This is a genomic window from Arthrobacter sp. EpRS71, from assembly GCF_001512285.1.
Lineage (GTDB): Bacteria > Actinomycetota > Actinomycetes > Actinomycetales > Micrococcaceae > Arthrobacter.
Genome location: NZ_LNUV01000003.1, coordinates 137,374 through 160,719, shown reverse-complemented (window position 1 = coordinate 160,719; position 23,346 = coordinate 137,374). Strand labels below are relative to the sequence as shown.

21 protein-coding genes and 1 tRNA gene are annotated in these 23,346 nt (G+C 63.4%); 8 read left to right on the top strand and 14 right to left on the bottom strand.

Features of this window, described 5'->3' with window-relative positions; genetic code table 11:
• Nucleotides 1–24: 24 nt before the first annotated feature.
• The gene (gene greA, locus AR689_RS03660; RefSeq protein ID WP_026542824.1) at nucleotides 25–519 is read left to right on the top strand and encodes a transcription elongation factor GreA; all 495 of its coding nucleotides are present in this window, start codon (nucleotides 25–27) and stop codon (nucleotides 517–519) included.
• A gap of 141 nt (nucleotides 520–660) precedes the next feature.
• Here the strand turns inward: greA and AR689_RS03655 are convergent, their stop codons facing one another.
• From AR689_RS03655 to AR689_RS03640, 4 genes are all read right to left on the bottom strand, one after another.
• Complete coding sequence (locus AR689_RS03655) at nucleotides 661–1,275, bottom strand: rhomboid family intramembrane serine protease (protein WP_062066949.1); 615 nt, start codon at nucleotides 1,273–1,275, stop codon at nucleotides 661–663.
• 14 nt (nucleotides 1,276–1,289) lie between these two features.
• Nucleotides 1,290–2,528 (bottom strand): threonine ammonia-lyase, encoded by a 1,239-nt coding sequence (gene ilvA, locus AR689_RS03650; protein ID WP_062066946.1) that lies wholly within the window; start codon nucleotides 2,526–2,528, stop codon nucleotides 1,290–1,292.
• A gap of 3 nt (nucleotides 2,529–2,531) precedes the next feature.
• Nucleotides 2,532–3,812: an AI-2E family transporter gene (locus AR689_RS03645; RefSeq protein WP_062066943.1), complete on the bottom strand. Its 1,281-nt coding sequence runs from the start codon at nucleotides 3,810–3,812 to the stop codon at nucleotides 2,532–2,534.
• A gap of 105 nt (nucleotides 3,813–3,917) precedes the next feature.
• Entirely contained in the window at nucleotides 3,918–4,886 is a 969-nt protein-coding gene (locus AR689_RS03640) for an aldose 1-epimerase family protein (RefSeq protein ID WP_062066939.1), read from the bottom strand.
• A gap of 79 nt (nucleotides 4,887–4,965) precedes the next feature.
• Between AR689_RS03640 and galT the strand changes: the two genes are divergently transcribed.
• Genes galT through AR689_RS03625 form a run of 3 tightly spaced genes read left to right on the top strand, consistent with a single transcriptional unit; the run spans nucleotide 4,966 to nucleotide 8,570 of the window.
• The gene (gene galT, locus AR689_RS03635) at nucleotides 4,966–6,117 is read left to right on the top strand and encodes a galactose-1-phosphate uridylyltransferase (RefSeq protein ID WP_062066936.1); all 1,152 of its coding nucleotides are present in this window, start codon (nucleotides 4,966–4,968) and stop codon (nucleotides 6,115–6,117) included.
• Complete coding sequence (galK, locus tag AR689_RS03630) at nucleotides 6,114–7,280, top strand: galactokinase (protein WP_062066933.1); 1,167 nt, start codon at nucleotides 6,114–6,116, stop codon at nucleotides 7,278–7,280. The genes galT and galK overlap by 4 nt, the downstream gene beginning before the upstream one ends.
• 54 nt (nucleotides 7,281–7,334) lie before the next feature.
• Nucleotides 7,335–8,570, top strand: coding sequence for an acetyl-CoA C-acetyltransferase (locus tag AR689_RS03625; RefSeq protein ID WP_062066930.1), 1,236 nt, complete (start codon nucleotides 7,335–7,337; stop codon nucleotides 8,568–8,570).
• Between the two features lie 137 nt (nucleotides 8,571–8,707).
• Here the strand turns inward: AR689_RS03625 and AR689_RS03620 are convergent, their stop codons facing one another.
• Nucleotides 8,708–9,619 carry a Bax inhibitor-1/YccA family protein gene (locus AR689_RS03620; RefSeq protein WP_062066927.1) on the bottom strand — a complete coding sequence of 304 codons (912 nt, stop codon included), beginning with the start codon at nucleotides 9,617–9,619 and terminating at the stop codon, nucleotides 8,708–8,710.
• A 343-nt stretch (nucleotides 9,620–9,962) separates the two neighbouring features.
• Here AR689_RS03620 and AR689_RS03615 point away from each other — a divergent pair, with 343 nt between their 5' ends.
• The 4 genes from AR689_RS03615 to AR689_RS03600 are packed head-to-tail and all read left to right on the top strand — an operon-like array spanning nucleotide 9,963 to nucleotide 14,112.
• Nucleotides 9,963–11,360: a branched-chain amino acid ABC transporter permease gene (locus AR689_RS03615; RefSeq protein ID WP_062066924.1), complete on the top strand. Its 1,398-nt coding sequence runs from the start codon at nucleotides 9,963–9,965 to the stop codon at nucleotides 11,358–11,360.
• Nucleotides 11,361–11,369: 9 nt separating this feature from the next.
• Nucleotides 11,370–12,338 carry a branched-chain amino acid ABC transporter permease gene (locus AR689_RS03610; RefSeq protein ID WP_062066921.1) on the top strand — a complete coding sequence of 323 codons (969 nt, stop codon included), beginning with the start codon at nucleotides 11,370–11,372 and terminating at the stop codon, nucleotides 12,336–12,338.
• The gene (locus AR689_RS03605) at nucleotides 12,335–13,345 is read left to right on the top strand and encodes an ABC transporter ATP-binding protein (protein WP_062066917.1); all 1,011 of its coding nucleotides are present in this window, start codon (nucleotides 12,335–12,337) and stop codon (nucleotides 13,343–13,345) included. Before AR689_RS03610 ends, AR689_RS03605 begins: the two co-directional genes overlap by 4 nt.
• Entirely contained in the window at nucleotides 13,342–14,112 is a 771-nt protein-coding gene (locus AR689_RS03600; protein WP_062066914.1) for an ABC transporter ATP-binding protein, read from the top strand. Before AR689_RS03605 ends, AR689_RS03600 begins: the two co-directional genes overlap by 4 nt.
• A 57-nt stretch (nucleotides 14,113–14,169) precedes the next feature.
• Here AR689_RS03600 and AR689_RS03595 read toward each other — a convergent pair whose 3' ends face one another.
• The 9 genes from AR689_RS03595 to AR689_RS03555 form a co-directional block, all read right to left on the bottom strand.
• Nucleotides 14,170–15,108, bottom strand: coding sequence for a lipid kinase (locus AR689_RS03595; protein WP_062066910.1), 939 nt, complete (start codon nucleotides 15,106–15,108; stop codon nucleotides 14,170–14,172).
• A gap of 122 nt (nucleotides 15,109–15,230) precedes the next feature.
• Nucleotides 15,231–16,586: an ABC transporter substrate-binding protein gene (locus AR689_RS03590; RefSeq protein WP_062066907.1), complete on the bottom strand. Its 1,356-nt coding sequence runs from the start codon at nucleotides 16,584–16,586 to the stop codon at nucleotides 15,231–15,233.
• Nucleotides 16,587–16,809: 223 nt separating this feature from the next.
• Nucleotides 16,810–16,883, bottom strand: a tRNA-Leu gene (locus AR689_RS03585).
• A gap of 21 nt (nucleotides 16,884–16,904) precedes the next feature.
• The gene (locus AR689_RS03580; protein WP_062066904.1) at nucleotides 16,905–17,825 is read right to left on the bottom strand and encodes an N-acetyltransferase; all 921 of its coding nucleotides are present in this window, start codon (nucleotides 17,823–17,825) and stop codon (nucleotides 16,905–16,907) included.
• Nucleotides 17,826–17,930: 105 nt separating this feature from the next.
• Complete coding sequence (locus AR689_RS03575; protein ID WP_062066901.1) at nucleotides 17,931–19,391, bottom strand: NAD(P)/FAD-dependent oxidoreductase; 1,461 nt, start codon at nucleotides 19,389–19,391, stop codon at nucleotides 17,931–17,933.
• Between the two features lie 38 nt (nucleotides 19,392–19,429).
• A complete protein-coding gene (locus AR689_RS03570; RefSeq protein WP_062066898.1) occupies nucleotides 19,430–20,824 on the bottom strand; it encodes a S8 family serine peptidase in 1,395 nt (464 codons plus the stop codon).
• Nucleotides 20,821–21,789, bottom strand: coding sequence for a Ppx/GppA phosphatase family protein (locus AR689_RS03565; RefSeq protein WP_062066895.1), 969 nt, complete (start codon nucleotides 21,787–21,789; stop codon nucleotides 20,821–20,823). Before AR689_RS03565 ends, AR689_RS03570 begins: the two co-directional genes overlap by 4 nt.
• Complete coding sequence (locus tag AR689_RS03560) at nucleotides 21,786–22,469, bottom strand: DUF501 domain-containing protein (protein WP_197412801.1); 684 nt, start codon at nucleotides 22,467–22,469, stop codon at nucleotides 21,786–21,788. The genes AR689_RS03565 and AR689_RS03560 overlap by 4 nt, the downstream gene beginning before the upstream one ends.
• Before the next feature lie 69 nt (nucleotides 22,470–22,538).
• The gene (locus AR689_RS03555) at nucleotides 22,539–23,309 is read right to left on the bottom strand and encodes an FtsB family cell division protein (RefSeq protein ID WP_062066889.1); all 771 of its coding nucleotides are present in this window, start codon (nucleotides 23,307–23,309) and stop codon (nucleotides 22,539–22,541) included.
• Nucleotides 23,310–23,346: the final 37 nt, after the last annotated feature.

Genomic DNA, 23,346 nt, shown 5'->3' with positions numbered 1-23,346 from the left:
TTGTCAGATCTAGAGGAGAAATCCGTGTCTACCACCAATAGCGCCACTGCGGCTTGGCTCACCCAGGAAGCTTTCGACCGCTTGCAGGCTGAGCTGGACCACCTTTCCGGCGCTGGCCGGGCGGAAATCGTCCAGAAGATCGAAGCTGCCCGCCAGGAAGGCGACCTTAAGGAAAACGGCGGATACCACGCCGCCAAGGAAGAGCAGGGCAAAATCGAGGCCCGCATCCGCCAGCTCACCGCACTCCTGCGTGATGCCCAGGTGGGCGAGGCTCCTGCCGATGACGGAATCGTTGAGCCCGGCATGCTGGTTGTTGCCCGCATTGCCGGCGATGAAGAGACGTTCCTGCTGGGCTCCCGCGAAATCGCCGGAGATTCCGATCTTGACGTCTTCAGTGAAAAGTCGCCCTTGGGCGCCGCAATCATCGGCCACAAGGAAGGCGACAGCTTGAGCTACGTCGCCCCTAACGGCAAGGAAATCCCGGTGGAGATCGTCTCTGCCAAGCCCTACGTCGCCTAAGCAGCGGCTCACCGGCCTGACATCACGACGCCGGTCCACCCCTTTGGGGGCGGGCCGGCGTTTTTCGTGTGCCCACCCAACTGGGTAGCAGTTCAGGTCGTTCTCAGCGCTCAGAACGACCTGAACTGCGACCTAGTTGGGTTAGGGGGTGGGTTTGGGCTTGGGACGGAGCAGGATGGCAGCGACGACGCCGCCCACGGCCCCGCCGAGGTGGGCCTGCCAGGAGACGTAGCCAAGTACCGTGGGCAGCACACCGAAGAGGATGCTGCCGTAGGCCATGAACAGAACCACGGAGAGCAGGATCTGCCACCAGTTTCGGTTGAAGAATCCCCGGACCAGCAGGAAGGCGAAGAACCCAAACACCAGTCCGGACGCTCCTACCGTCACCCCTCCCCCGCCAATCAGCCACACCGCAAGCCCCGATCCGAGCCAACTGAAGGCCAACGCCGTGATGAACACCCGGATGCCGGACAGGAACACCAGGAAGCCGAAGATGATCAACGGCAGGGTGTTGGACAGCAGATGGTTCAGGTTTGCGTGCAGCAGCGGAAACGTCAGGATGTCCAGCACGCCGTCCATGGAGCGCGGGCGCAGGCCAAAGGTCGAATTGAGTCCGTGGCGCATCAGGGTATTGAGGATCTCGATGACGTAGAGCAGGATGACGAATCCACCCATGAAGAGCAGCCCGCCTTTCGCCCGTCCGGCGAGCGATTCCCTTGCCTCTTCTTTAGAGCCCTCAGGCATTCCAAGCACCATGGGCGCCCCTTCCGTCAGTGCACCACGATCGGCTGGAAGCCCTCGGCCCGCAGTGCACCGAGAACCTGCTCGCCGTGTTCGTGGCCTTTGGTTTCCAGGTTGATAGTGATGGAGACGTCACCCATGCTGATGGAACCGCCCAAACGGGTGTGGTCCAGGCCGGTGACGTTGGCATCGTTTTCAGCGATGATGCGGGCAATGGTGGCCAGCGAACCCGGACGGTCATCCAGCATCATCCGGACCGTCATGAAGCGGCCGGCAGCAGAAAGACCGCGCTGGATGACTTTGAGCATCAGCATGGGATCGATGTTGCCGCCGGACAGCACGACGGCGGTGTTCCCCGGGTTTTCGATCTTGCCGTCCATGAGCGCGGCTACTCCCACGGCCCCGGCCGGCTCAACCACCATCTTGGCGCGCTCGAGGAGGAAGATCAGCGCCCGGGCGAGCGAATCCTCGCTCACGGTAACCACGTCGTCAACAAGCTCCCGGATGATGCTGAAGGGCAACTGCCCGGGACGTCCTACCGCGATGCCATCAGCCATGGTGGAGACCTTCTTCAGCGGCACCAAGGCATCAGCAGCGAGGGAAGGAGGGTATGCGGCGGCGTTTTCTGCCTGCACGCCGATGACCCTGATCTCGCGGCCGAGTTCCTTGGCCCTGGCCTTGATGGCCACAGCTACACCCGCCAGCAGTCCGCCGCCGCCAACGCCCATGAGGATGGTGTCCACGTTGGGGATCTGATCCAGGATTTCAAGCCCGATAGTGCCCTGCCCCGCAACAACATCCACATTGTCAAAGGGGTGCACAAAGACAGCGCCTGTCTCATTGGCGTAGCGCTGCGCTTCAGCCAGGGCCTCATCCACGTTATGGCCGTGCAGCACGACTTCAGCGCCGTGGCTCCTGGTGGCCGCCAGCTTTGGCAGGGCCACGCCGAGGGGCATGTAGATGCGGGCGTTGATGCCCAGGCTCTTGGCAGCCACTGCCACGCCTTGGGCGTGGTTACCGGCGGAGGCCGCTACTACGCCGCGTTTCTTTTCTTCGTCCGTCAACCGCGCCATACGAACATAGGCGCCGCGGACCTTGAAGGAACCTGCACGCTGCAGGTTCTCACACTTGAAAAAGACGTTGCCGCCCACGAGGCTGCCCAGCGCACGGGACGACTCCACAGGAGTCTTGGTAATAATGCCCTCGAGCAGCTCCTGCGCCTTGAGGACATCGTCCAGCGTGACGGGCAGGGTTTCGAGGGTATTCACTGACTATTCTCCTTTGTTGGTGTCGGCTTCAGGCTCCTCAACAGAGGTGCTCCCCGAAGCCTTGGTCTTACCGGCGACGCCTTTGCCGAGGCGGGATTCGGGCCGCGGGAGGTGGACCTCCTTGAAGTTTGCGTCGCCGTCCGGCCCCGCCGAAGCGGCTGCCGACTGGAGTTCCACGCCGCCCAATCCTTCATCATGTTCCCACGTCCGGCCCGCAATGTAGCGAACTGCCGTGTTTACTACGGCGAGCAACGGGACCGCGAACAGGGCCCCGGGGATGCCGGCGAGGTACGAACCCGCGGCAACGGACAAGATCACGGCCACCGGGTGCAGCGCCACGGCCTTGCCCATCACCAGCGGCTGCAGGATGTGGCTTTCAAGCTGTTGGACCACCAGAACGATGGCCAGCATGATCAGCGCGTTGATGGGCCCGTTGGCCACCAGGGCGAGCAGCACTGCGATGGCACCGGTCACCAGGGCGCCCACCACCGGGATGAACGAGCCGATGAATACCAGGACAGCCAGGGGAAGAGCCAAGGGAACCTGGATGATGGCCGCACCGACGCCAATGCCCACGGCATCCACAAACGCCACGAACATCTGAATCCGAACATAGCTGACCATGGACGTCCAGCCCCGGCGTCCGGCACCATCAGTGGCCCGACGTGCGCTCCTGGGCAGGAGCCGGACCATGAAAGCCCAGATCCGTGACCCCTCCAGGAGGAAGAAGATGAGGATGAACAAAGCCAGGACAAGGCCAGCCGCGAAGTGGCCGGCGGTGCTTCCGAAGGACAGCGCACCGCTGAGGATGCTGCTGCTGTTGTTCTGGAGCGCATCCGCGCCGTCGGAAATGTACTGGTCAATCTGGTCTGCGGTGAGGTGCAGCGGACCGTCGGCCAACCAGGTCTGGATTTGTTGGATGCCGGCCAGCGCCTCCTGCCAGAGCGCACCAAAGCCGGTGACCAGTTGCCTGCCCACCAGCGCAAGCGCTCCGCCGATCACGCCAATGAAGCCAAGCACGGTGATGGCAACTGCTCCCCCGTTGGGGATCTTGCGGTTGCGCAGCCACTTCACTACCGGGTGCAGCAGGCCGGCCAAGAGCGCGGCAACCATCACCGGGATGATGAGGAAGCTGACCTTGCCCAGCAGCCAGACAAGGGCGCCGATCATGAGCAGGATCAGGCCTGCCCGCCAGGACCAGGCTGCAGCAATGCGCACCCCATAGGGGATGTCTTCGGCAATTTGGCGGTCTGAACGTGTTGTGGCGTCCGGTGTTGGCGTCATGAACCCATAATTCCGTAGGGCGCGCCGTATGGGAAACCGGCTCTCACTTCCGAGACGATTCCGAGCACTTCCGTGTCATTCCCAGGCTCTTCCGGGACGAAGGAGCTAGAGCGATGCCGTGATTCCCCAGCTCATGGTGAATGCCTCGCCAGGCGCCAACCAACGGAGGCCATCCCCGCTGTTGAAGGCATTGGCCGGTCCTGTCATGGGTTCGATCGCCACGGCTTTGGTACGGCCCGGGAAAGTGTCCGTGACAAAGACGTGGACGAACTGGCAGCTCTCGTCCTGCTCAAGGCTCACGCTGCGGCCATCCGGTGCCGTGAGCGTATGGCGGGCAATGCCGCCGTCGAACGCCAAATCGGTCAGGGCGACGTCCACCAGCAAGCTGCCCACGACGGCGCCACCGGAGAAGTCGTATTCACCCTCCGCGGGAGCGGTGCTGCGAGGGATCAGGCGCTCGTCCGCTACCAGCCGGGTTGCAGCCTTGGTGGTGAGGACCAAGTCCTCCGGGGCTACGTCGCCGATGCGCAGGTAAGGGTGAGCGCCCAAGACGAAGGGGGCCGTGGCTTGGGAGTCGTTGATCAACGTTTGTGAAACACGAAGGTCCAGGCCTTGATCCAGTTCGTAGCGCACCTGGTGCCGCACCAGGAACGGGTAGCCGTGTTGGGGGAAGACTGTGGCTTCGAGGGTTACGGAAAACTCGGACTCGTCCACCAGCGCGTAGCCAGTATTGCGCAGCAGACCGTGGCTGGCGTTGTTGCGTGAGGCCTCGGTGATATCGAGTTGCTGCTTTTTCCCTTCCAGGTACCAGGTGCCGTCCTCCACCCGGTTTGCCCACGGTGCCAAGGTGATGCCCGTGGCGCCGGGCGGAATGTCGTCATCTCCGTAGCTTTCAGTCAACTGGACTCCGCCGCGGGAGTAGAGTCGCAGGCCGGCCGCAAGCTCGGTGATGACGGCGAGCGCGTCTTCCCTGCGGAGTTCGAACTGGCGGCCCGTGGCGAAGCGGCGGGACTCGGACTGGTGGGCGGTATCGGCAGGCGAAGGGGAGGCAGGCATGGCAATACCGTACTTCATGGTCGGATGCCCCCGAGAGCCGAATGTTAGCTTTTGTTAGAAACTATGCGTTTTTGGTCACTTGTGGAATGATGTACCCATGAGCCGCATCACCAGCACCCGCCTCGCGGACAGCCGAGAGCTGATCTACTTCGACGACCCCGGAACTCCGGAGCGAACACCGGATTCCTTAGTGGACCACCGCGAGCTTCCCGCCCGTGGAGAGCCCGGCGAGGTGCGCTATGACGCTTTGTCCGGTGACTGGGTAGCGGTAGCTGCCCATCGCCAGACCCGCACGCACCTTCCCCCTGCAGACCAGTGCCCCATCTGCCCCACCACAGCTGCTAACCCTTCCGAAATCCCGGCCGCGGACTATGACGTGGTGGTGTTCGAGAACCGCTTCCCTTCCTTGGGCCCGGCCTTGGGTGATATCCCCCCGCTTCCTGCACCCGGGCACTCCGGCCACAGCCTCAAGGGCGCGGCCTACGGTCGCTGCGAGGTAGTTGCCTTCACACCTCAGCACACCGGTTCTTTCGCCGAGCTGGGAGAAACGCGCGCGCGTACGGTCATTGAAGCGTGGGCACAAAGGACTGAAACATTGAGCGCCCTGCCCGGCATCAAGCAGGTGTTTCCTTTCGAGAACCGCGGCGCGGACATTGGAGTCACCCTGCACCACCCGCACGGCCAAATCTACGCGTACCCCTACGTGACTCCGCGCGCAGCCCAGCTCGGCGCGGTCGCGCGGAAATACTACGACGACGTCGATGCGAAGGAAACGCTCGGCGCCTCGCTCCTCAAGGCTGAACACGAGGACGGAAGCCGCATGGTCCTTGAGGCCGCGCACTTCAGCGCCTATGTACCCTTCGCGGCACGTTGGCCCTTGGAGGTCCACCTCGTTCCGCATCGCAGCGTCCCCGATCTTGCGGCGCTGACGGGTGAAGAACGGGATGAGCTCTCGCACGTCTACCTGGACTTGTTGAAGCGGCTCGATGCCCTCTACCCCACACCCATGCCGTACATCTCCGCCTGGCACCAGGCCCCGTTGGATCCCGCCCTTCGCCCGGCCGGCCAGCTGCACCTGCAGCTGACCTCACCCCGTCGCGCTGCGGATAAGCTCAAGTATCTGGCTGGCTCCGAGGCCGCCATGGGAGCGTTCATTAACGACACCACGCCCGAAGCTGTGGCAGAGCGGCTCCGCAACGTCGCCGCAGCGCCGGCTTCGAACAAGACCCTGGAAGGCACACGAGCATGACCACCACCACCGATACCGGCGTCCTCGCCGCCCGCTTCCAGGAGACGTTCGGGACAGCCCCCGACGGCGTCTGGCAGGCACCTGGCCGCGTCAACCTGATCGGCGAGCACACGGATTACAACGAAGGCTTTGTGCTGCCCTTCGCCATCGACAAGACAGCAAAGGTGGCACTGCGGGTCCGCGACGACTCGAAGGTGCGCATGCTGTCCACGTTCGGTGGGCACGGCGTAGTGGAGGCCGATCTCGAGGACTCCGAACCCGGATCCGGATCCGGCGAGGGATGGTCCCGTTACCCGCTGGGCGTGGCTTGGGCGCTGAAAGAACGTGGCATCAAGGTGCCCGGCTTCGACCTTCTGCTCGATTCCGATGTCCCCTCGGGGGCAGGCTTGTCTTCCTCCCACGCGATCGAGTGCGCCGTCATTTCCGCCCTCAATGAGTTGACTGGTGCCGGCCTGGCTGCCGAGGACCTGGTGCTGGCAACCCAGCGCGCCGAAAACGTGTTCGTTGGCGCACCCACCGGCATCATGGACCAGTCCGCGTCCTTGCGGGGCGCCAAGGGGCACGCCGTGTTCCTTGACTGCCGCGACCAGCACGTGGAGCTGGTCCCGTTCGACGCAGAAGCGTCCGGGCTGGTCCTGTTGGTCATCGACACCAAGGTGTCGCACTCGCACGCCGACGGCGGCTACGCCTCCCGCCGCGCGTCCTGTGAGTTGGGTGCCGAGATTCTGGGCGTCAAAGCCCTGCGCGACGTCGGCGTGGACCGTTTGGAGGAAGCCTCCGGGCTGCTGGACGAAACGACCCTCCGGCGGGTCCGCCACGTCGTCACGGAAAACGATCGCGTCCTCCAGACGGTGGAAACCCTGGCCGCTCGGGGCCCTGCCGCGATTGGCTCCTTGCTGGACGCCAGCCATGTTTCCATGCGCGACGACTTTGAGATCTCCTGCCCGGAACTCGACCTCGCCGTGGACATCTCCCGGGCCAACGGCGCCATCGGTGCGCGCATGACCGGCGGCGGCTTCGGCGGCTCTGCCATCGCGTTGACCCCGGTGGGCCAAGAGCAGCAGGTGCGTGACGCCGTCGTGCGTTCTTTCGCGGAGGCGGGCTTCACAGCACCGGACATCTTCACCGTCACCCCGGCCGCCGGAGCCCTTCGCCTGGCCTGAGCCTGTGCTGCCATCGCCCGGCGTCCCAGCGGATGCCGGGCGTAAGCTGGGGCCATGACTGAGGCTGTCATCGTTTCCACTGCCAGAAGCCCTATTGGCCGGGCCTTCAAAGGGTCCCTCAAAGACGAACGTCCGGATGACCTGGCCACCGCCATGGTGCAGGCTGCACTCGCGAAAATTCCGGCCTTCGATCCCGCCGGGGAGGGGCAAGGCCTGGACGACATCCTGCTGGGCTGCGCCGAACCCAGCGGCGAGGCCGGATCCAACATGGCACGGGTGGTAGCCGTCCTTGCAGGGCTGGACCGCGTGCCTGCAGCCACCATTAACCGCTTCTGCGCCTCGAGCCTGCAAACCCTGCGGATGGCCTTCCACGCCATCAGATCGGGGGAAGCGCACGCGATAGTCTCCGCGGGCGTGGAGAGTGTGTCCAGATACCAGGACTGGGCCGGGGCCGGCGAAACGGATTCCTCCAACCACAACCCGCTTTTCGAGGCAGCGGCCCAGCGTACTGCGGCGCGCGCGGCCTCCAACATCCCGTGGACCGACCCGCGGCTCGGCGGGCGGCTGCCCGACATCTATATCTCCATGGGCCAGACAGCCGAGAACGTCGCCACCAGTTATGGCATCAGCCGGGCCGAGCAAGATGAGTGGGCCGTCGTGAGCCAGAATCGCGCCGAGGCCGCCATCGCCTCAGGATTCTTTGCCCGGGACATCACGCCGTACACGCGCAGGGACGGCACTGTGGTGGAGAGGGATGACTCACCGCGCGCCGGGGTCACTTTGGAAGGCGTCTCCGCATTACAGCCCGTCTTCCGCCCGGACGGGACCGTCACGGCCGGCAACGCATGCCCCCTGAACGACGGTGCCGCCGCCGTGGTGGTCATGAGTGACACACGCGCCCGGCAACTGGGCCTGCAGCCACTGGCGAGGGTGGTCTCGACCGGCGTCAGCGCCCTCTCCCCCGAACTCATGGGCATGGGGCCCGTGGAATCCACACGCCGCGCCCTGGCCTTGGCCGGGATGACCATGGACGACATCGACCTGGTGGAGCTCAACGAGGCCTTCGCCGTGCAGGTGGTGGCGAGCGCCCGCGAATTGGGGATTGATCCTGCAAAGCTCAATGTCCACGGTGGCGCCATTGCCCTGGGCCACCCCTTCGGTATGACCGGTGCCAGGATGACCAGCACGCTCCTGAACGGTCTCAAGGAACGCGACGGAACCCTGGGGCTGGCCACGCTGTGCGTCGGTGGAGGTCAGGGCATGGCAGTGGTCTTTGAGCGCTTGAGCTAGCCGAGGGGGTTTCCGGCGGCGAGGGGTTGGATCTCGGCACTTTGAGGCGCTTATTCCGCCGAGATCTCACCCCTCACGAACGCAAAAATGCCCCCGAAGAGATCTTCGGGGGCATTTCACGCTGGAGCTGTTGGTAACTAGTCGTCGCCTCGCAGGATTGCGAGCAGGCGGATGATTTCAACGTAGAGCCAAACCAGGGTGACCGTCAGGCCGAATGCTGCAACCCAGGAGTAACGTTCCGGGGCGCCGGCGCGGACGCCTTCTTCGATGCTGGTGAAGTCCATGATCAGCGAGAACGCTGCCAGGCCGATGGCCAGGATGCCGATGAAGACACCCAGCGGGATGCCGAAGATTTCAACGCTGGTACGCAGGCCGAAAGGCTCCTGCACAGCACCCGTCCACATCATCACCATGTTGATCAGCGCGAAGACCGCGTACCCGATGGTGGCGATCAGGAAGAAGCGCATCATCTTGGGGGTGGCGCGGACCTTGCCGCTCTTGAAGAGCACCAAGGTGACGCCGAAGACTGCCAGCGTACCGATCACAGCCTGGAGGCCAACGCCGGGGTACATGCCATCCAGGATGCGGGTGAGGCCACCGAGGAACAGGCCCTCGAGGCCGGCGTAGGCAAGGATCAGAGCCGGTGAAGGCTGCTTCTTGAAGGTGTTGACCAGCGCCAGGACGAATCCGCCCAACGCACCAACGATCATGAGCATGGTGGAGAGGGCGGGCGCTACGAAGAGCGTGACGCCGGCACCGATGATGAGAACCACGAGGCAGGCGACAGTCTTCATAATGACGTCGTCGTACGTCATGCGGCCGGTGTCGGCCGGGCCTGCAGCGGGCTGGTTGTACATCTGCTGCAGTTGTTCGTTGGTCATGTTCTGCTGCTGGGCAGACCATGCTGCGTGGCCGTCCATGACCTGGCTCGGCGCACGGCCGGGTGCCTGGTTGAACTGCTGGCCGTACGGGTTCTGCGGTACAGGCGGGGCCTGCTTTGCTCCACGGAAATTCTTTCCGTTGAAGACTGGGTTTCCGCCAAGTGCCATTGCGGGTGTCCTCCTGAAAAAGGGCTAGTGATAATTCACGGTACCAATTACCACGCGCGCGCGGCAGGGAAAGTTCCCTTGTTCACGGAGACGAAACTCAACCGTGACAAGAAATCGGAGGAGTGACGCCGCCGGAACGTTTAGTAACACCCACAAACAACAAAGGTTTACTTAAGCGTTCCTACATCACTAGTTGCCTGTAGCTTCACAGTTGTTATCTGATCGCGATCTTCACAGCCCCGAACTGGGCATTCATTAGCTCCACCGAGCGGTAACATAGGCCACACATGGGTGACTTAGATCACAAAACGAGGCAGCTAGGCAAGAACTGTTCACAAGCCCCATGACCGTTCGCACCGGCTGCAATGGCGCAGCCGGGACCACCCCCACTGTGGAGGTTTCCATTTTGAGAAGCACACTGCGCGACCCGTCCATGAGACGGTCCAAAGGACTGCAGAGAGTTGTGGGGGCGCTGTTCGCAGCCCTCATCACAGCCCTGTTGATCGCCGCCCCTTCGGCACAGGCAACCACCCCCTCGCCTTCGCCGTCACCAACGACTTTCCAGAACAACATCAGCGGTTTTCTCCGCGATGATGCACGGGCCCCCATACCCGGCGTCAAAATCAAGGCCACGGGCAACGGGTTCGAAGGTGAAGCCACCTCCGGAGCCAACGGAGCCTGGAGCATCGGCGTTCCCGTCCAAGGCACGTACACCATTGAGCTGGACACCTCCACCTTGCCGGAGGGGATCAAACTCGCTGACGGCCAGGACAATCCCCGCGACGTCACGTTCAGCCAAACATCCAACTTGTCCGTGATCTTCGCCTTCGGCAAGGGAATCGTGGTCCAGCAACAGGACTTCGGCCAAAACCTCCTCAACCGCCTCGTCGCGGGCCTAAGCTTCGGCCTCCTCCTGGCGCTGGCCGCCGTTGGGCTCTCCCTGATCTTCGGAACCACCGGCCTGACCAACTTCGCCCACGGCGAGATGGTAACGCTGGGCGCAGTACTGGTGTTCATGTTCAACGCCTTCGGACTCCCGTTCTGGCTGGCGATCCTGCTGGCCTTGGTGGGCGGCGGTCTGTTCGGATACGTTCAGGACGCGGGGCTCTGGCGGCCACTGAGGAAGCGCGGTTCAGGCCTGGTCCCCATGATGATTGTCAGCATCGGCCTCGCCCTGGCCATCCGCTACGTGATCCAGTTCTTCTTCGGCGGTGCAACACAGCAGCTGCCCGGTGCGCAGAGTAGTGAAATCCAGATCGGGCCTGTTTCGATCTCCCCGAACAATCTGTGGTCCCTGATCATCAGTGCCGTGGTGATCGCCTTGATCGGCATCGTCCTGCTGAAGACCCGTCTGGGCAAGGCAACCCGCGCCGTAGCGGACAACCCCGCACTGGCAGCCGCCTCCGGCATCGACGTCGACTCCGTGATCCGCATTGTGTGGATCGTCGGCGGCGTCCTCGCCTCCCTCGGTGGCATCCTGTGGGCTTACTACCGCCCGGGCGTCACCTTCGACATGGGCTCGCAAATCCTGCTGCTCATCTTCGCCGGCGTGACGCTGGGTGGTTTGGGAACCGTCTTCGGTGCCCTGATCGGCTCGATCGTCGTCGGCATCTTCGTGGAGCTGACTACAGTGTTCGGCCTTCCCGCCGACCTCAAGTACGTCGGTGCCCTGTTCATCATGATTGTTGTTCTTCTGTTCCGACCGCAGGGTATCCTCGGCCGGCGTGAGCGTGTGGGTTAGGAGCGGGCCATGGACTTCGGATTTATTTTCTCCAGCGCCCTTGGCGAATTGTTCAGCCCGACGACGGCGGCCTACGCACTTGCCGCTTTGGGCCTCGCGGTGCACTTCGGCTACTCGGGCCTGCTGAACTTCGGCCAGGCCGGCTTCATGGCGGTCGGTGCCTACGGCTTTGCAATCTCTACCCTGAGTTTCGACGCCCCGTTCTTCCTCGCCCTGATCATCTCTGTTCTCTGCTCAGTGCTCTTTGCCTTCATCCTCGGCATACCCACCCTGCGGCTGCGGGCCGACTACCTGGCAATCGTCACCATCGCAGCGGCAGAAATTGTCCGCTACGTAGTGACCACCAACCAGCTCACCAGTGTCACTGGCTCCGCCAACGGTTTGGCCGCGTTTGAGAACACCTTCTATGCCATGAATCCCTTCCCCGAGGGGTCCTACATGGGCATGAACAACCGCGACTTCTTCATTCGCGTCGTCGCCTGGGGACTGGTCATTGTGTGCTGCGTCCTGGTGTGGCTCCTGATGCGCAGCCCGTGGGGCCGCGTCCTGAAGGGCATCCGCGAAGACGAGAACGCAGTCCGCTCGCTGGGCAAGAACGTCTACGCCTACAAGATGCAGGCACTGATCATTGGCGGCGTGCTGGGCGCCTTGGCGGGCATGATCTTCACGCTCCCCCGCGGCGCCGTCCAGCCGTCCAACTACGGCACGGAACTCACGTTCTTCCTGTGGACCTGCCTCCTGCTCGGCGGCATGGCCACGGTTCTGGGGCCGGTCATTGGAGCCATGATCTTCTGGGTAGTGCTCTCGCTGACCCAGAGCCTGCTCTATGGCCTCATCGAATCAGGAGTAATCACCTGGCTGACCACCGTCCAGGCCGGCCAGTTGCGCTACATCCTGGTGGGTGTTGCGTTGATGCTCCTGATGATCTTCCGCCCGCAAGGCGTCTTCGGCAATAAGAAGGAGCTTGCTTTCGCATGAGTGAGACCAACGAACAGAACACCAGTAATTCTGACAACGCTGACAACATCGACTACATGACCGATTCGCGACCCATTGCCGTCGGGGAAAATACTCCCGGCTGCAAGAAGCGCGATCCCATTGTGGTGGCAGAGGACGTGACCCGTTCCTTTGGCGGCATCAACGCCGTGGATGTGGAATACCTTGAGATCCCGCGCCATAAGATCACCGCCTTGATTGGTCCCAACGGAGCCGGCAAGACCACGTTGTTCAACCTGCTCACAGGCTTTGACACTCCCAACACGGGCAAGTGGCAGTTCGAAGGCAGCAGCCTGGCCGGCGTCTCCTCGTACAAAGTTGCACGCATGGGCATGGTCCGCACGTTCCAGCTGACCAAAGTGATGGGCAAGCTGACGGTCATGGAAAACATGCGCCTGGGGGCTGCCGAGCAGCCTGGCGAACGGCTTTCCAAGGCCCTTTTCAAGGGCTTGTGGGGCGGCCGCGAAAAGGAGATCACAGCCCAGGCCAACGTGCTGTTGGAGAAGTTCAAACTGGATGCCAAGAAGGACGACTATGCAGCGTCCCTCTCCGGTGGTCAGCGGAAGCTCCTGGAGATGGCACGTTCCTTGATGGTCAAGCCCAAGCTGGTGATGCTCGATGAGCCCATGGCTGGTGTGAACCCGGCGCTGACGCAGTCATTGTTGGACCACATCAAGAACCTCAAGGCAGAGGGCATGACCGTTCTGTTCGTGGAGCACGACATGAACATGGTCCGCCACATCGCTGACTGGGTTGTGGTCATGGCCGAAGGCAAGGTTGTTGCCGAAGGACCTCCGGGCGAAGTCATGAAGAACCCTGCGGTCATCGACGCCTACCTCGGCGCCCACCACGATGTGGACCTCGGTGACGCTGAGGGCATCAAGGTGCTCGAGGCAGAACTCGAAGCCGACGAAGAGTCGGTGGTGGGAACCGAAGATGCGGGCATCCTGTCCGAAATCGTAGAAACCAAGAAGGAGGACGGACAATGAGCAACACCAGCGCAATGCCCGCCTCGGCAGATGCCCCCGCGTCCGACTCGGTGGTCAAAGTCACCAACCTGGTGGCGGGTTACATTCCCGGCGTCAATATCCTCAACGGCTGCAGCATCGAGGCCCGCAAGGGAGAGTTGATCGGCATCATCGGGCCTAACGGTGCGGGCAAGTCCACGCTCCTGAAAGCCATGTTCGGCTTGGTGAAGGTCCACTCCGGCACAGTGGTGGTCCGCGGCCAGGACCTCACAGGGTTGAAGGCCAACAAACTGGTCACCCAGGGCGTGGGCTTCGTGCCGCAGACCAACAACGTCTTTGCCACGCTGACCATTGAAGAGAACCTGCAAATGGGGATGTTCCAGCGGCCCAAGGACTTCTCCGAACGCTTCGACTTTGTGACCAGCCTCTTCCCGGAGCTGGGTAAGCGGCGTGCCCAGCGCGCAGGGTCCCTCTCCGGCGGCGAACGCCAGATGGTGGCCATGGGCAGGGCACTCATGATGGACCCGGCCGTGCTGCTGCTCGATGAGCCATCGGCAGGCCTCTCCCCCGTGAAACAGGACGAGACCTTCCTCCGTGTCCACGAGATCAACCGTGCCGGCGTCTCAGTGATCATGGTGGAACAGAATGCCCGCCGCTGCCTGCAGATCTGCGACCGCGGATATGTCCTGGACCAGGGTAAGGATGCGTACACCGGCACAGGCCGGGAGCTCATGAAGGACCCCAAGGTCATTCAGCTGTACCTGGGTACCCTCGCCGACGAAGTCTAACGACGTCGGTCACGAAGGCCTGGTTCCGGTGTCGCCGGAACCAGGCCTTCGCTGTTTTCAGCTGCGTCCCTCGAACGTCGCGCTAGTGCTGTTCTCCGGCACCACCACATGCACCGCATTTCGCTCAACAGTGAAGTCCGTGGGCGTGCTGGTTGCGATTTCGCCGTCGAGGTTTACCGGCAGCGGCGGAGTGGTCACCAGCCTGACGCTCCGGCTGGTGAGGTGGTAAACACGCTCGTTTTCCACAAATTTGCCATTTTTCAGCGAACGGGCGATCTTGGCCTGCTCCCGCAGCGGTGCAGCCAGGATCGCATAAATGTCCAGGGTGTGATCGTCAATCCCCGCTGTGGGAGAGACCGCGTTGCCGCCGCCGTAGTATCGTCCGTTCCCAACTGCCACTTGAAGCAGGTCCTCCAGCTCCACGGGCTCATGGTCCCCCTCCGGGAACTCAAGGCGGGCGTGGAATGGCCTGTGCTTGGCGTAGGAGCGCAGAGTAGCCACACCGTATGCCAAGGGGCCTATGAGACGCTTAAGGCGCGGGCTGAGCGCCTCCGTGACTGCCACGGAGAGGCCGGCTGAAGCCACATTCAGGAACGGCTGGCCGTTGGCCCGTCCGAGGTCGATGTCCACCACTTTTCCCTCCGCGAAGGCAGCGCAAGCGCCGCTCAGGTCCTGGGGGATCTCCAGGGTCCTGGCAAGGTCATTGGCGGTGCCCAGCGGAAGGACACCCAGGACGACGTCGGTACCGGCCACGAGCCCGGCTGCGGAGGCAACCGTTCCGTCGCCTCCCCCCACCAGCACAAGATCGTGCCCGTCGGTAACCGCCAGCTCCAGGGTACGGCCGAGGTCTCCCCCTCCATCCACCGTATACACGGCGGAGACCGGGAGCTGCGCCTCTTCCAGACTCTGGGTCACGAGCTTTCGGGCTGCGGCGCCTTTACGTGAACCGGTGTTGATGACCACCGCGATGGAGCGGGCTTCCCGGGTTAGCTTCATGAGGACATGGTAGGTGTACCGCCTGTGTAATGGCTTTGGACGTCATGCTGTGGACGCAGAACGGGTCCCCTTCCTTGCGGGAAGGGGACCCGTTGTTAACTGCGGTCCAGCTGGCGTTTGGCTTAGAGCTTGCCGAACTCTTCGCGGACCGGCTTGTAAGTGTTGTCATCCTGGTACTCGTAGATGCCGATGTATGCCTCGGTGGGGTCACCGGCATCGGAGAACGTTACAGGACCGGACTGGCCGTCGTAGTCAATATCCTTGCCCTCGCGGAGCAGGGTGACGCAGGACGGGAAGTCGGTGCACTTCTCGCCGCCTTCAGAGACTTCCTTGAGCTTGGCTGCAATGTCTGTGCCCTTGGTGCTCTTTGCTGCCTCAGCGGCAAGCGAGATCAGGTTTACGGCGTCGTAGGACTCGCCTGCGTAGCTGTAATCCTTCAGTGCGGGATCGATCGCGAGGAGCTTCTGCTTGAAGGCGTCCTTGGCGAACGTGCCGGGGATGGTTCCCTGCGCGCCCTTCATGGTGCCTGCCTGGAAGTCCTTGCTGTAATCCGAGGTGTTGCCGTCAACCATGAACAGCTGCGTGGGCTTGACGCCCTTGCCGGTCATCAGGGGGACGATGCTCTTGGCTTGGTCGAAGGTGATCAGGGCGATCGCATCCGGCTTTGCTGCCAGGACCTTGTCCACCTGGCTGCTGAACTGCGAATCACCCTCGTTGAAGAGTTCTTCAGCAACAACCTTGCCGCCAGCTGCCTCGAAGGCTTCCTTGACGTTCTTCTGCAGGCCGGTTCCGTAGGCGTCGTTAAGAACGATCATGCCAACGGTCTGGGCGCCACAGGTAGCCATGTAGTTGCCAAGAACCTTGCCCTGCAGGACATCCGAGGGTGCGGTGCGCCAGTAGAGGCCCTTGTCATCCCACGTGGTGAAGTCAGGAGAGGTGTTTGCCGGGGAGAAGTGGATGACACCGGCGCCGGTGATCTGGTTGATGACCGTCTTGGAAACACCGGACGAGGCCGCACCGATGACGGCGCTCACGCCCTGGCCCAGCAGGGCAGTGGTGGACTGCGTGGCGATGTCGGTCTTGGTGTCGCCGGAGTCGCGGTGGGTCACTTCCACCGGTGCACCCAGCACGCCGCCGGCGTCGTTGACTTCCTTGATGCCGAGGTTGACGCCGGCAATTTCGGGCGGGCCGAGGAACGCCAGCGACCCCGTTGTCGGCAGGAGCGATCCAAGCTTAAGCGGCGTAGCCGTGGTGGTGGTCGAGGGAGGTACTGGTCCCGTGTTGGTGGCAGCCTGGCTGTTGCCGGCTCCCGCCCCGGCGCTCGGTGCAGGGCAGGCGATACCTGCCGCGGCGGCGGATGAAGACCCAGTCTGGGTAGGAGTCGAAGACCCACCACAAGCTGTGGCCAAGAGAGCGACCCCAATGCCAAGCGCTGTTAGCTTGGCGGCTCGGGGCGCCGCTGGGGAAAGATCAAACATTCGTTGTCTCCTCGATCGAAAGGTGCGAACTGCCTTTGATGCGATTACTCAGGTGTTCCTGATTAAGACTCAAACTAGTGCAATTGCCCCGCGAACATAAGTGATTCAGGTCACATCCCTATAACACTCGTTGCCTGTGGGGAATCTACGAACTCGCTGGGAAAAGTCACTGAAGAGAAGAAGTGTGCACTGGAAGGGAGAAAGAGCTCTCACCTTGCCTTTGTGCCCCAGGTGGGACTCGAACCCACAACACGCGGATTTTAAGTCCGCTGCCTCTGCCAATTGGGCTACTGGGGCGCCCGGACCATGGTATCCCAGCTAGAGCCGGTTGAAGGGACCGGCGTAGCGGAAGGTGCCACGGACGTCGTCGGGCCATCCCGGCAGGGTGAGCAGCTGGAAGTGTTCGCCCCAAGCCGCTTCAGGGGGCTGGACCCCGACAGACGTGGCCGGCACGTACCCAAATCGAGGGTAATAGAGCGGGCTGCCGAGCAAAGCAATCCCGGGCTCACCCGCCGCAGTGGCGCGGGCGGCAGTTTCACGCATGAGGGCAGAGCCGACGCCGCGTCGCTGGAATGGTGGAAGAACGCCGATAGGCCCCAAGGCAATGAGCTCCAACTCCCCCACCCAGCCGCGGGTACTGATGGCATGGCCCACTATGTCGCCTCCGATCTCGGCAACGATGCTGAACTCCGGAAGGTACTCGCTGCACTCAAAAAGCTCCCGCAGCAACCCAACTTCAATCGGCGTGCCCTCAACCGGCTCACCGGCCACCGGTGAGATGGAGAACGCCCGGGCCGTGAGCTCCAGGATCTCCTCCCGGTCCTCGGGCCGTTCGGAGCGCAGGACCACGCCGCGCACCAGAAGCCGCAGCACATCCATGGCCCGGCCGGCGTCTGCCGTTGGCACCAGGAGGTGATCGTGATGGAAACCGGCAAGGACGTTGCAACTGATTCCCGCGTGCGTCAGTGCAGCGCTGACGGCTGCGGTCAAGCCCACGGCCTCCAAAGCGGAATGGACCTGCAACGTGATCCAGGTAGCCACAAAGTCGTAGCTCAGGCCCAAAGAGTCTGCTTCATCACGGCGAAGGACAACCGTCAGGCCCTCAGCCTCCCGAACAGCCGCTTCGATGCTGCCCTCCAACGGCCGGCCGTGCGGCCACAGGGCATACACATAGTCGCCGTCGCGGGCTACGGGATGAAGGGACTCCAAAAGGGTTTTCAGATCGGTTTCACCGGACATGAGGCCAGTCTAGGGGCAGCAGTGGAGCGGCGCTCCTGACAACGCAGACGGTTAAACGCCGACGGCGGCCATCCCCTCAAGGGGACGGCCGCCGTCGTACGTGTACTACTTGGCGTCAGCAGTAACCGGAGTCTTGACGTCCTCAGCAGCCGGCTTGGCTTCCACCGGAGCTGGAGCCGGAGCGGCAGCGGGCTTGGGAGCCGGAGTGGCCGCAGCCACGAAGGCACCGCGCGGGTTGTCCAGGTCCATCAGCTGCGTGGTGTCGCGACCAGCGAAGAAGGCCAGGATCCAGCCGAAGACCACACGGAACTTGCGCTCCACCGTGGGCATGGCCATGCCGTGGTAACCACGGTGTGCCAGCCAGGCGAGGCCGCCCTTGAGGCCGATGCGGCCGAGCAGGTTGATGTTGGCAACGCCCTTCCACTCGCCGAAGCCGGCAACAGCACCGAGGTTCTTGTGCTTGTAGTCGTGCAGCGGCTTGTCCCAGCGGGAGGCCCAGAGGTTCTTCGCGAGCTTCTTGGCCTGACGCAGTGCGTGCTGGGCGTTGGGGACACAGGTGCCGTCCGGCAGGCCCTTGCCCGTGAGGTCCGGAACAGCGGCGATGTCGCCGGCTGCCCAGGCGTTCTCCACAATGCCTTCGTCGCCTGCGATGCGGAGGTCCGGGAGGACGCGAACGCGGCCACGCGGTTCCAGCGGGAAGTCCGTGGAGCGGATCATCGGGTTGGCCTGCACGCCGGCAGCCCATACCAAGGTGTCTGCTTCAACTTCGCCGGCGGAGGTCTTGTCCGGGAGGTTGATCAGCTTGAGGTTGCCCTCGGCGCTGTCCAGGGAAGTGTTCAGGAGTACTTCGATGCCGCGGCTGCGGAGGTGCTCCACAACCCACTCTGCCTGCGAAGCGGTGACCTCGGGCATGATGCGGCCCATGGCCTCGACCAGGATGAAGCGGACTTCTTCCTGGCGGATGCGCGGGTTGTTCCGCACAGCTGCACGGGCGAGGTCTTCCATTTCGGTGAGGCATTCGATGCCGGCAAAACCGCCACCGACAACAACGAAGGTCAGTGCCTTGGCGCGTTCTGCGGGGTCAGTCATGGTGGAAGCGGATTCGATGCGCTCCAGCACCTTGTTGCGCAGTGCAACGGCTTCCTCGATGGTCTTCAGGCCAATGCCCTTGTCCGCGAGGCCCTTGATGGGGAAGGTACGGGTGATGGCGCCAGCTGCGATCACGACGTCGAAGTACGGGATCTCGAAGTTCTCGCCGCCATCGGACGGAGCGATCACCGCGGTGCGGTTTGCGTGGTCGATGCTGGTGACGCGGCCCTGGATGAGCTCAGTCTGCTTGAGGTGCTGACGGTGGGAGACGACGGCGTGGCGTGCCTCGATGTTGCCGCCGGCAACTTCCGGAAGGAAGGGCTGGTAAGTCATGTACGGCAGTGGATCCACGACGGTGACGATGCCACCTGCATTCGCGATCTTCTTCTGCAATTTGAGGGCTACGTAGAGGCCGACGTAGCCGCCGCCGACGACGAGAACCCGGGGACGGTCAATGAGCTCAGGGGTGGTTGCCATAACTCCAGAGTACCGTACTTTGTGAAAATCTTCACTAACTACGTCCGGGCGGGAGGATCCACCTTCACAAGGGCGCCGGTTTCGGGCTCTTCGGGCACGGCGGGCTGGTTCTTTGAAACCCTTCTCAACTGAATGGCCGCACCCGCTATCAAGGCAACAAACAGGGCGCCAAAGCCAAGGACGACGGCGGCTGGAAGGGCCTCGTCCACGGTGGCCGGCGTCTTCGCAACAGGGACGGTCGGATCAACAAGCGTGGGGGCAACGCTTGTAGGACTTGCCACCGGCGCCTGCGAGGGCTCGCTGAAGTCGCCGCGGCGGTGGACGCGGATCCAGTCTGCAATGGAACCCAAAGGGTTGGTGCTCGTGGCGGGCACGTCATTCTTCAACGCTGCCTCAGCGTTGAGGATGCCGTAACCATAAATCGGGTCTTTGCCCGGAGCGCCAGCATCCTTGGCGGTGCTCACAATCCTGTTGATGACCTGGGTGGCGCTCATCTCCGGCCACTTGGAACGGATGAGTGCGGCCACACCCGAAACGATGGGCGCTGCTCCGGACGTTCCTGCCCATTCGGCATAAGAGCCTCCCGGGATGCCACCCACCAGGTTCTCCGCCGGGGCTGCCACTCCAATGCTGATGCCCTGGGATGAAGAATCGACGCTGGCACGCCCCTCGCCGTCGAGGCCGGCTACCGTGAGCACGCCGGGAATGGTTGCGGGGGCTCCAACCTGGACGTTGCCACCCACCCGGTTTCCCGCGGCGGCAACAATCACTACGTCCTTTTGCTCCGCGTAAAGGAACGCTGCGTCCCAACTCTGCGGCCAATCGGGCGACGTGCTCCCGAGTGAAATGTTGATGACCTTGGCGCCGTTATCAACCGCCCAGCGCACGGCCTCCGGTATCTGTTCCTGGTCGGTTTTTCCAGCCGGGTTGGGCGAGCCGAGCCAGGTTGAGACGGCCAGGATCTCCGCTTCGGGTGCAACCCCCGTGATTCCGTCCGGTCCCCCGGCAGGCGGAGTGGTTGGCGGCGTTGGAGCCGCTGACGCAGATGCGGACGGCGACGGAGGCGGAGTGGGCGTGGTGTGGCCGCGCCCGGCCAGCATGGTGGCCACCAGCGTGCCGTGCTCGGTCTTGGCGCCAATGCTCTTTTGCCCGTTGGGGGCTCCGGCACCAGAAACATCCGTCCCTCCCACCACCGCTCCCTTGAGGTCCGGGTGGCTTCCGTCAACACCGCTATCGATGATGGCGACCTTGACTCCAGCACCCTTGGACACCTGCCAGGCGTTGGTGACTCCCGACTCCTTGAGCCAGTACTCCTTGTCCCGCCACGCATCCGCGTTCGCGGCCGGAGCCGACAACAGCGCACCTGCCAGCGTCCCGCCCGCCAGGATGGTGGCAAGCGCGGCGGAGAGGGTGCGTCGGTGCCGCACTGTCATTGGCCGTCCCGGATGCTCAGGGCGATGCCGTCCAGGATGTCGTGTTCGCTGGAGACGGCTGCGCGGATGGTCCCGTTGCTGACAGCAGCCAAACGGCCCAGGATGCGGCGCCATACCAAAGCTCCCGCTCCGATGACGTCCACGCGTCCCGGGTGCATGTACGGAAGGGCTGCCCGTTCATCGCGCGTCATTTCCAGCAGGCTGGTGCACGCATCGGTGATGGTTTCCAGGTCCAGCGAAGCGCCGTGGATGCGGTTGGGTTGGTATTCACTCAGGCCCAGCGCGTGCGCGGTGATGGTGGTGATGGAACCGGCAACGCCCACCACAGCCGTGGCGCGGTCCAGCGGCACCGTCAGCGCGGCAAGATCAAGCGCGGCGTCGACGTCGGCCTCTGCAGCGGTGATTTGAGCGGCACTAGGCGGATCGTTGCGAAGGTGCCGTTCAGTGAGCCGCACGCAGCCAATGTCAACGGAGCGTGCCGCAATAACACCCTGCGCGTCGCCCAGCACGAATTCGGTGCTGCCGCCGCCAAGGTCCACCACCAGAATCGGGTTGTTCCCCTCCGCCGGCAGGACGCTGCTTGCTCCGGCGAAGGACAGGGCAGCTTCCTCGTCGCCGGAGATCACCTCCGGCTGCACTCCGAGAAGGCCCCTGATCCCGTCCACAAAGACTTGGCGGTTCCGGGCGTCGCGGGTGGCCGATGTGGCCACGAAGCGGATCCGCCCTGCGCCGTGTTCCTTGATCAGTTCCGCATAGTCGCGTGCCGCCGCGAAGGTGCGTTCCAAGGCCTCGGGGGCCAGTTCACCCGTTGCATCAACGCCCTGCCCAAGCCGCACCACACGCATTTCCCGCACGACGTCAGTCAGAGGACCCGTTGCGCCCTGGGCTGAAGCCTCAGGTGAGGCGTCGGCGATGAGGAGGCGGATGGAATTGGTTCCGCAGTCAATGGCGGCCACCCGGCTCACGCGGTGCCCTCCTGCTCGGTGTCGGACTCAATCTTTGATTTCCGCACCGGCGCGGGGCGGCCCACGATGTCCGGCAGTCCTTGCGGGCCGTGGCGGCTCAAGTCCCGGGAAGGAGCCTCGCCGGCAGTGTCCCAGGCGCCGTCGCAATAGCAGCGGTCCTTGGTCCACCACTCGGTGATGGCGGCCAGGGCTTCATCCCCCAGCGGGTTGACTCCCGGCCCGGCCGCCAACGAGTGACCCACCAAGACATGGAGGCACTTCACGCGGGTGGGCATTCCGCCCGCAGAGATGCCGTCAATCTCCGGCACCGCTCCGGTGCCGGAGCGGCCAGCGATGTCGTTACGGGCCTGCAGGTAGGCATCATGCGCACCCTGGTAGGCGCCTGCGAGCTCATGGTCGGCGGTCAGCCGCTCATTCATCTCATTCATCATCCCGCCCGCTTCAAGCCGCGACACTGCGGAAGTGATGACGGGATGGGTCAGGTAGAACGTTGTGGGGAAAGGCGTTCCGTTGCTGAGCCTGGGAGCCGTAGCCGCCACCAAGGGGTTGCCGCAGACGCACCTCGCCGGGATCTCCACAACGTCCCGGACCGGCCGTCCCAACTGGCGGCTCAGGACCTCAAGATCGTGTGCTGACGGCTGGCGGGTTTCCTGCGGCACGGCTGCCGTGTTCTCTACCACTTGCGCTGCCAACCTTCCTGCCCCTTTTTGTCACGTCCCATGCGGACACGACGGCGGCGGGCACCGCGTCTAGTCAGTTGCCGATCGTCTGATTGACTCCCAGAGAGCATCCACCCAAGGCAGATTCTCCGGGTTGGCCGACGATCCGGAGCCGGTGCGGCCGCCTGGTGTGCCGGCGGCTTCTTCTCCCCCAAACACCCAGTAACCTGTTTCACCCGGCATAACCATGTTAATGCGGTCACGGGCCTGCTGTTTCACGTAGTTGGGGTCCTGCCACCGGGAAATCTGCTTGTTCAGCTCTGTTTGCTCGGCTTTCCTCCCGGCAATTTCTGCTTCCAGCGCGGAAATTTCGGCTCGTTTCTCCAGGAAGATCTTCACCGTGGGGGCCAGCAGAATAGTGATGGCAATCATCACCACAGCCAGGGCAAGCATCCTGCCGGAGAACGCTTTCGCCGGTACGGGGTCGAGGTCGCGGTCATCCTTGGAAGTGCCGGGTTTCCCGGAACCCTGGCCCTTGTCCGGAGCTTTAGTGTCCGCGACTTTGTAGGAAATCCCCGCAGGTTTCCTGCCTGCGGCCTTCTTTCCGCCGCTTGAAGTTTTGCTGGTGGCTGCCGCTTTGCCGCCCACCGGCGTCGACGTCGACGTCTTTGACGGTGCACGCTCGCCGCCGAACTCGGCCTTGATGACCTCAGCACCGTCGGATCCCTTGCCGGCAGCGCCCTGGGAGATTGCGCCCTCACCGGAACCACCGGGCGGGCGGCTGCCCCTGGAGGGACGGCTGCCACTGGGCTGGCTGCCAAGGGCGTCGGCCCTGGGTACCTTTGGACGACGGGTGGCCATGACACTCCTGTAATGCCCGGTGCTTGCCTGGCGGTTT

What these genes read in the sequence shown, in the direction of transcription:
- AR689_RS03655 (WP_062066949.1), bottom strand. Translation starts at nt 1,275, where the DNA reads ATGGTGCTTGGAATGCCTGAGGGCTCTAAAGAAGAGGCAAGGGAATCG.
- galT (WP_062066936.1), top strand. Translation starts at nt 4,966, where the DNA reads ATGAGCCGCATCACCAGCACCCGCCTCGCGGACAGCCGAGAGCTGATC.
- AR689_RS03570 (WP_062066898.1), bottom strand. Translation starts at nt 20,824, where the DNA reads ATGACAGTGCGGCACCGACGCACCCTCTCCGCCGCGCTTGCCACCATC.
- AR689_RS03610 (WP_062066921.1), top strand. Translation starts at nt 11,370, where the DNA reads ATGGACTTCGGATTTATTTTCTCCAGCGCCCTTGGCGAATTGTTCAGC.
- AR689_RS03645 (WP_062066943.1), bottom strand. Translation starts at nt 3,812, where the DNA reads ATGACGCCAACACCGGACGCCACAACACGTTCAGACCGCCAAATTGCC.
- AR689_RS03575 (WP_062066901.1), bottom strand. Translation starts at nt 19,391, where the DNA reads ATGGCAACCACCCCTGAGCTCATTGACCGTCCCCGGGTTCTCGTCGTC.
- AR689_RS03640 (WP_062066939.1), bottom strand. Translation starts at nt 4,886, where the DNA reads ATGAAGTACGGTATTGCCATGCCTGCCTCCCCTTCGCCTGCCGATACC.
- AR689_RS03590 (WP_062066907.1), bottom strand. Translation starts at nt 16,586, where the DNA reads ATGTTTGATCTTTCCCCAGCGGCGCCCCGAGCCGCCAAGCTAACAGCG.
- AR689_RS03555 (WP_062066889.1), bottom strand. Translation starts at nt 23,309, where the DNA reads ATGGCCACCCGTCGTCCAAAGGTACCCAGGGCCGACGCCCTTGGCAGC.
- AR689_RS03600 (WP_062066914.1), top strand. Translation starts at nt 13,342, where the DNA reads ATGAGCAACACCAGCGCAATGCCCGCCTCGGCAGATGCCCCCGCGTCC.
- AR689_RS03595 (WP_062066910.1), bottom strand. Translation starts at nt 15,108, where the DNA reads ATGAAGCTAACCCGGGAAGCCCGCTCCATCGCGGTGGTCATCAACACC.
- AR689_RS03605 (WP_062066917.1), top strand. Translation starts at nt 12,335, where the DNA reads ATGAGTGAGACCAACGAACAGAACACCAGTAATTCTGACAACGCTGAC.
- galK (WP_062066933.1), top strand. Translation starts at nt 6,114, where the DNA reads ATGACCACCACCACCGATACCGGCGTCCTCGCCGCCCGCTTCCAGGAG.
- AR689_RS03625 (WP_062066930.1), top strand. Translation starts at nt 7,335, where the DNA reads ATGACTGAGGCTGTCATCGTTTCCACTGCCAGAAGCCCTATTGGCCGG.
- AR689_RS03615 (WP_062066924.1), top strand. Translation starts at nt 9,963, where the DNA reads ATGACCGTTCGCACCGGCTGCAATGGCGCAGCCGGGACCACCCCCACT.
- AR689_RS03620 (WP_062066927.1), bottom strand. Translation starts at nt 9,619, where the DNA reads ATGGCACTTGGCGGAAACCCAGTCTTCAACGGAAAGAATTTCCGTGGA.
- AR689_RS03580 (WP_062066904.1), bottom strand. Translation starts at nt 17,825, where the DNA reads ATGTCCGGTGAAACCGATCTGAAAACCCTTTTGGAGTCCCTTCATCCC.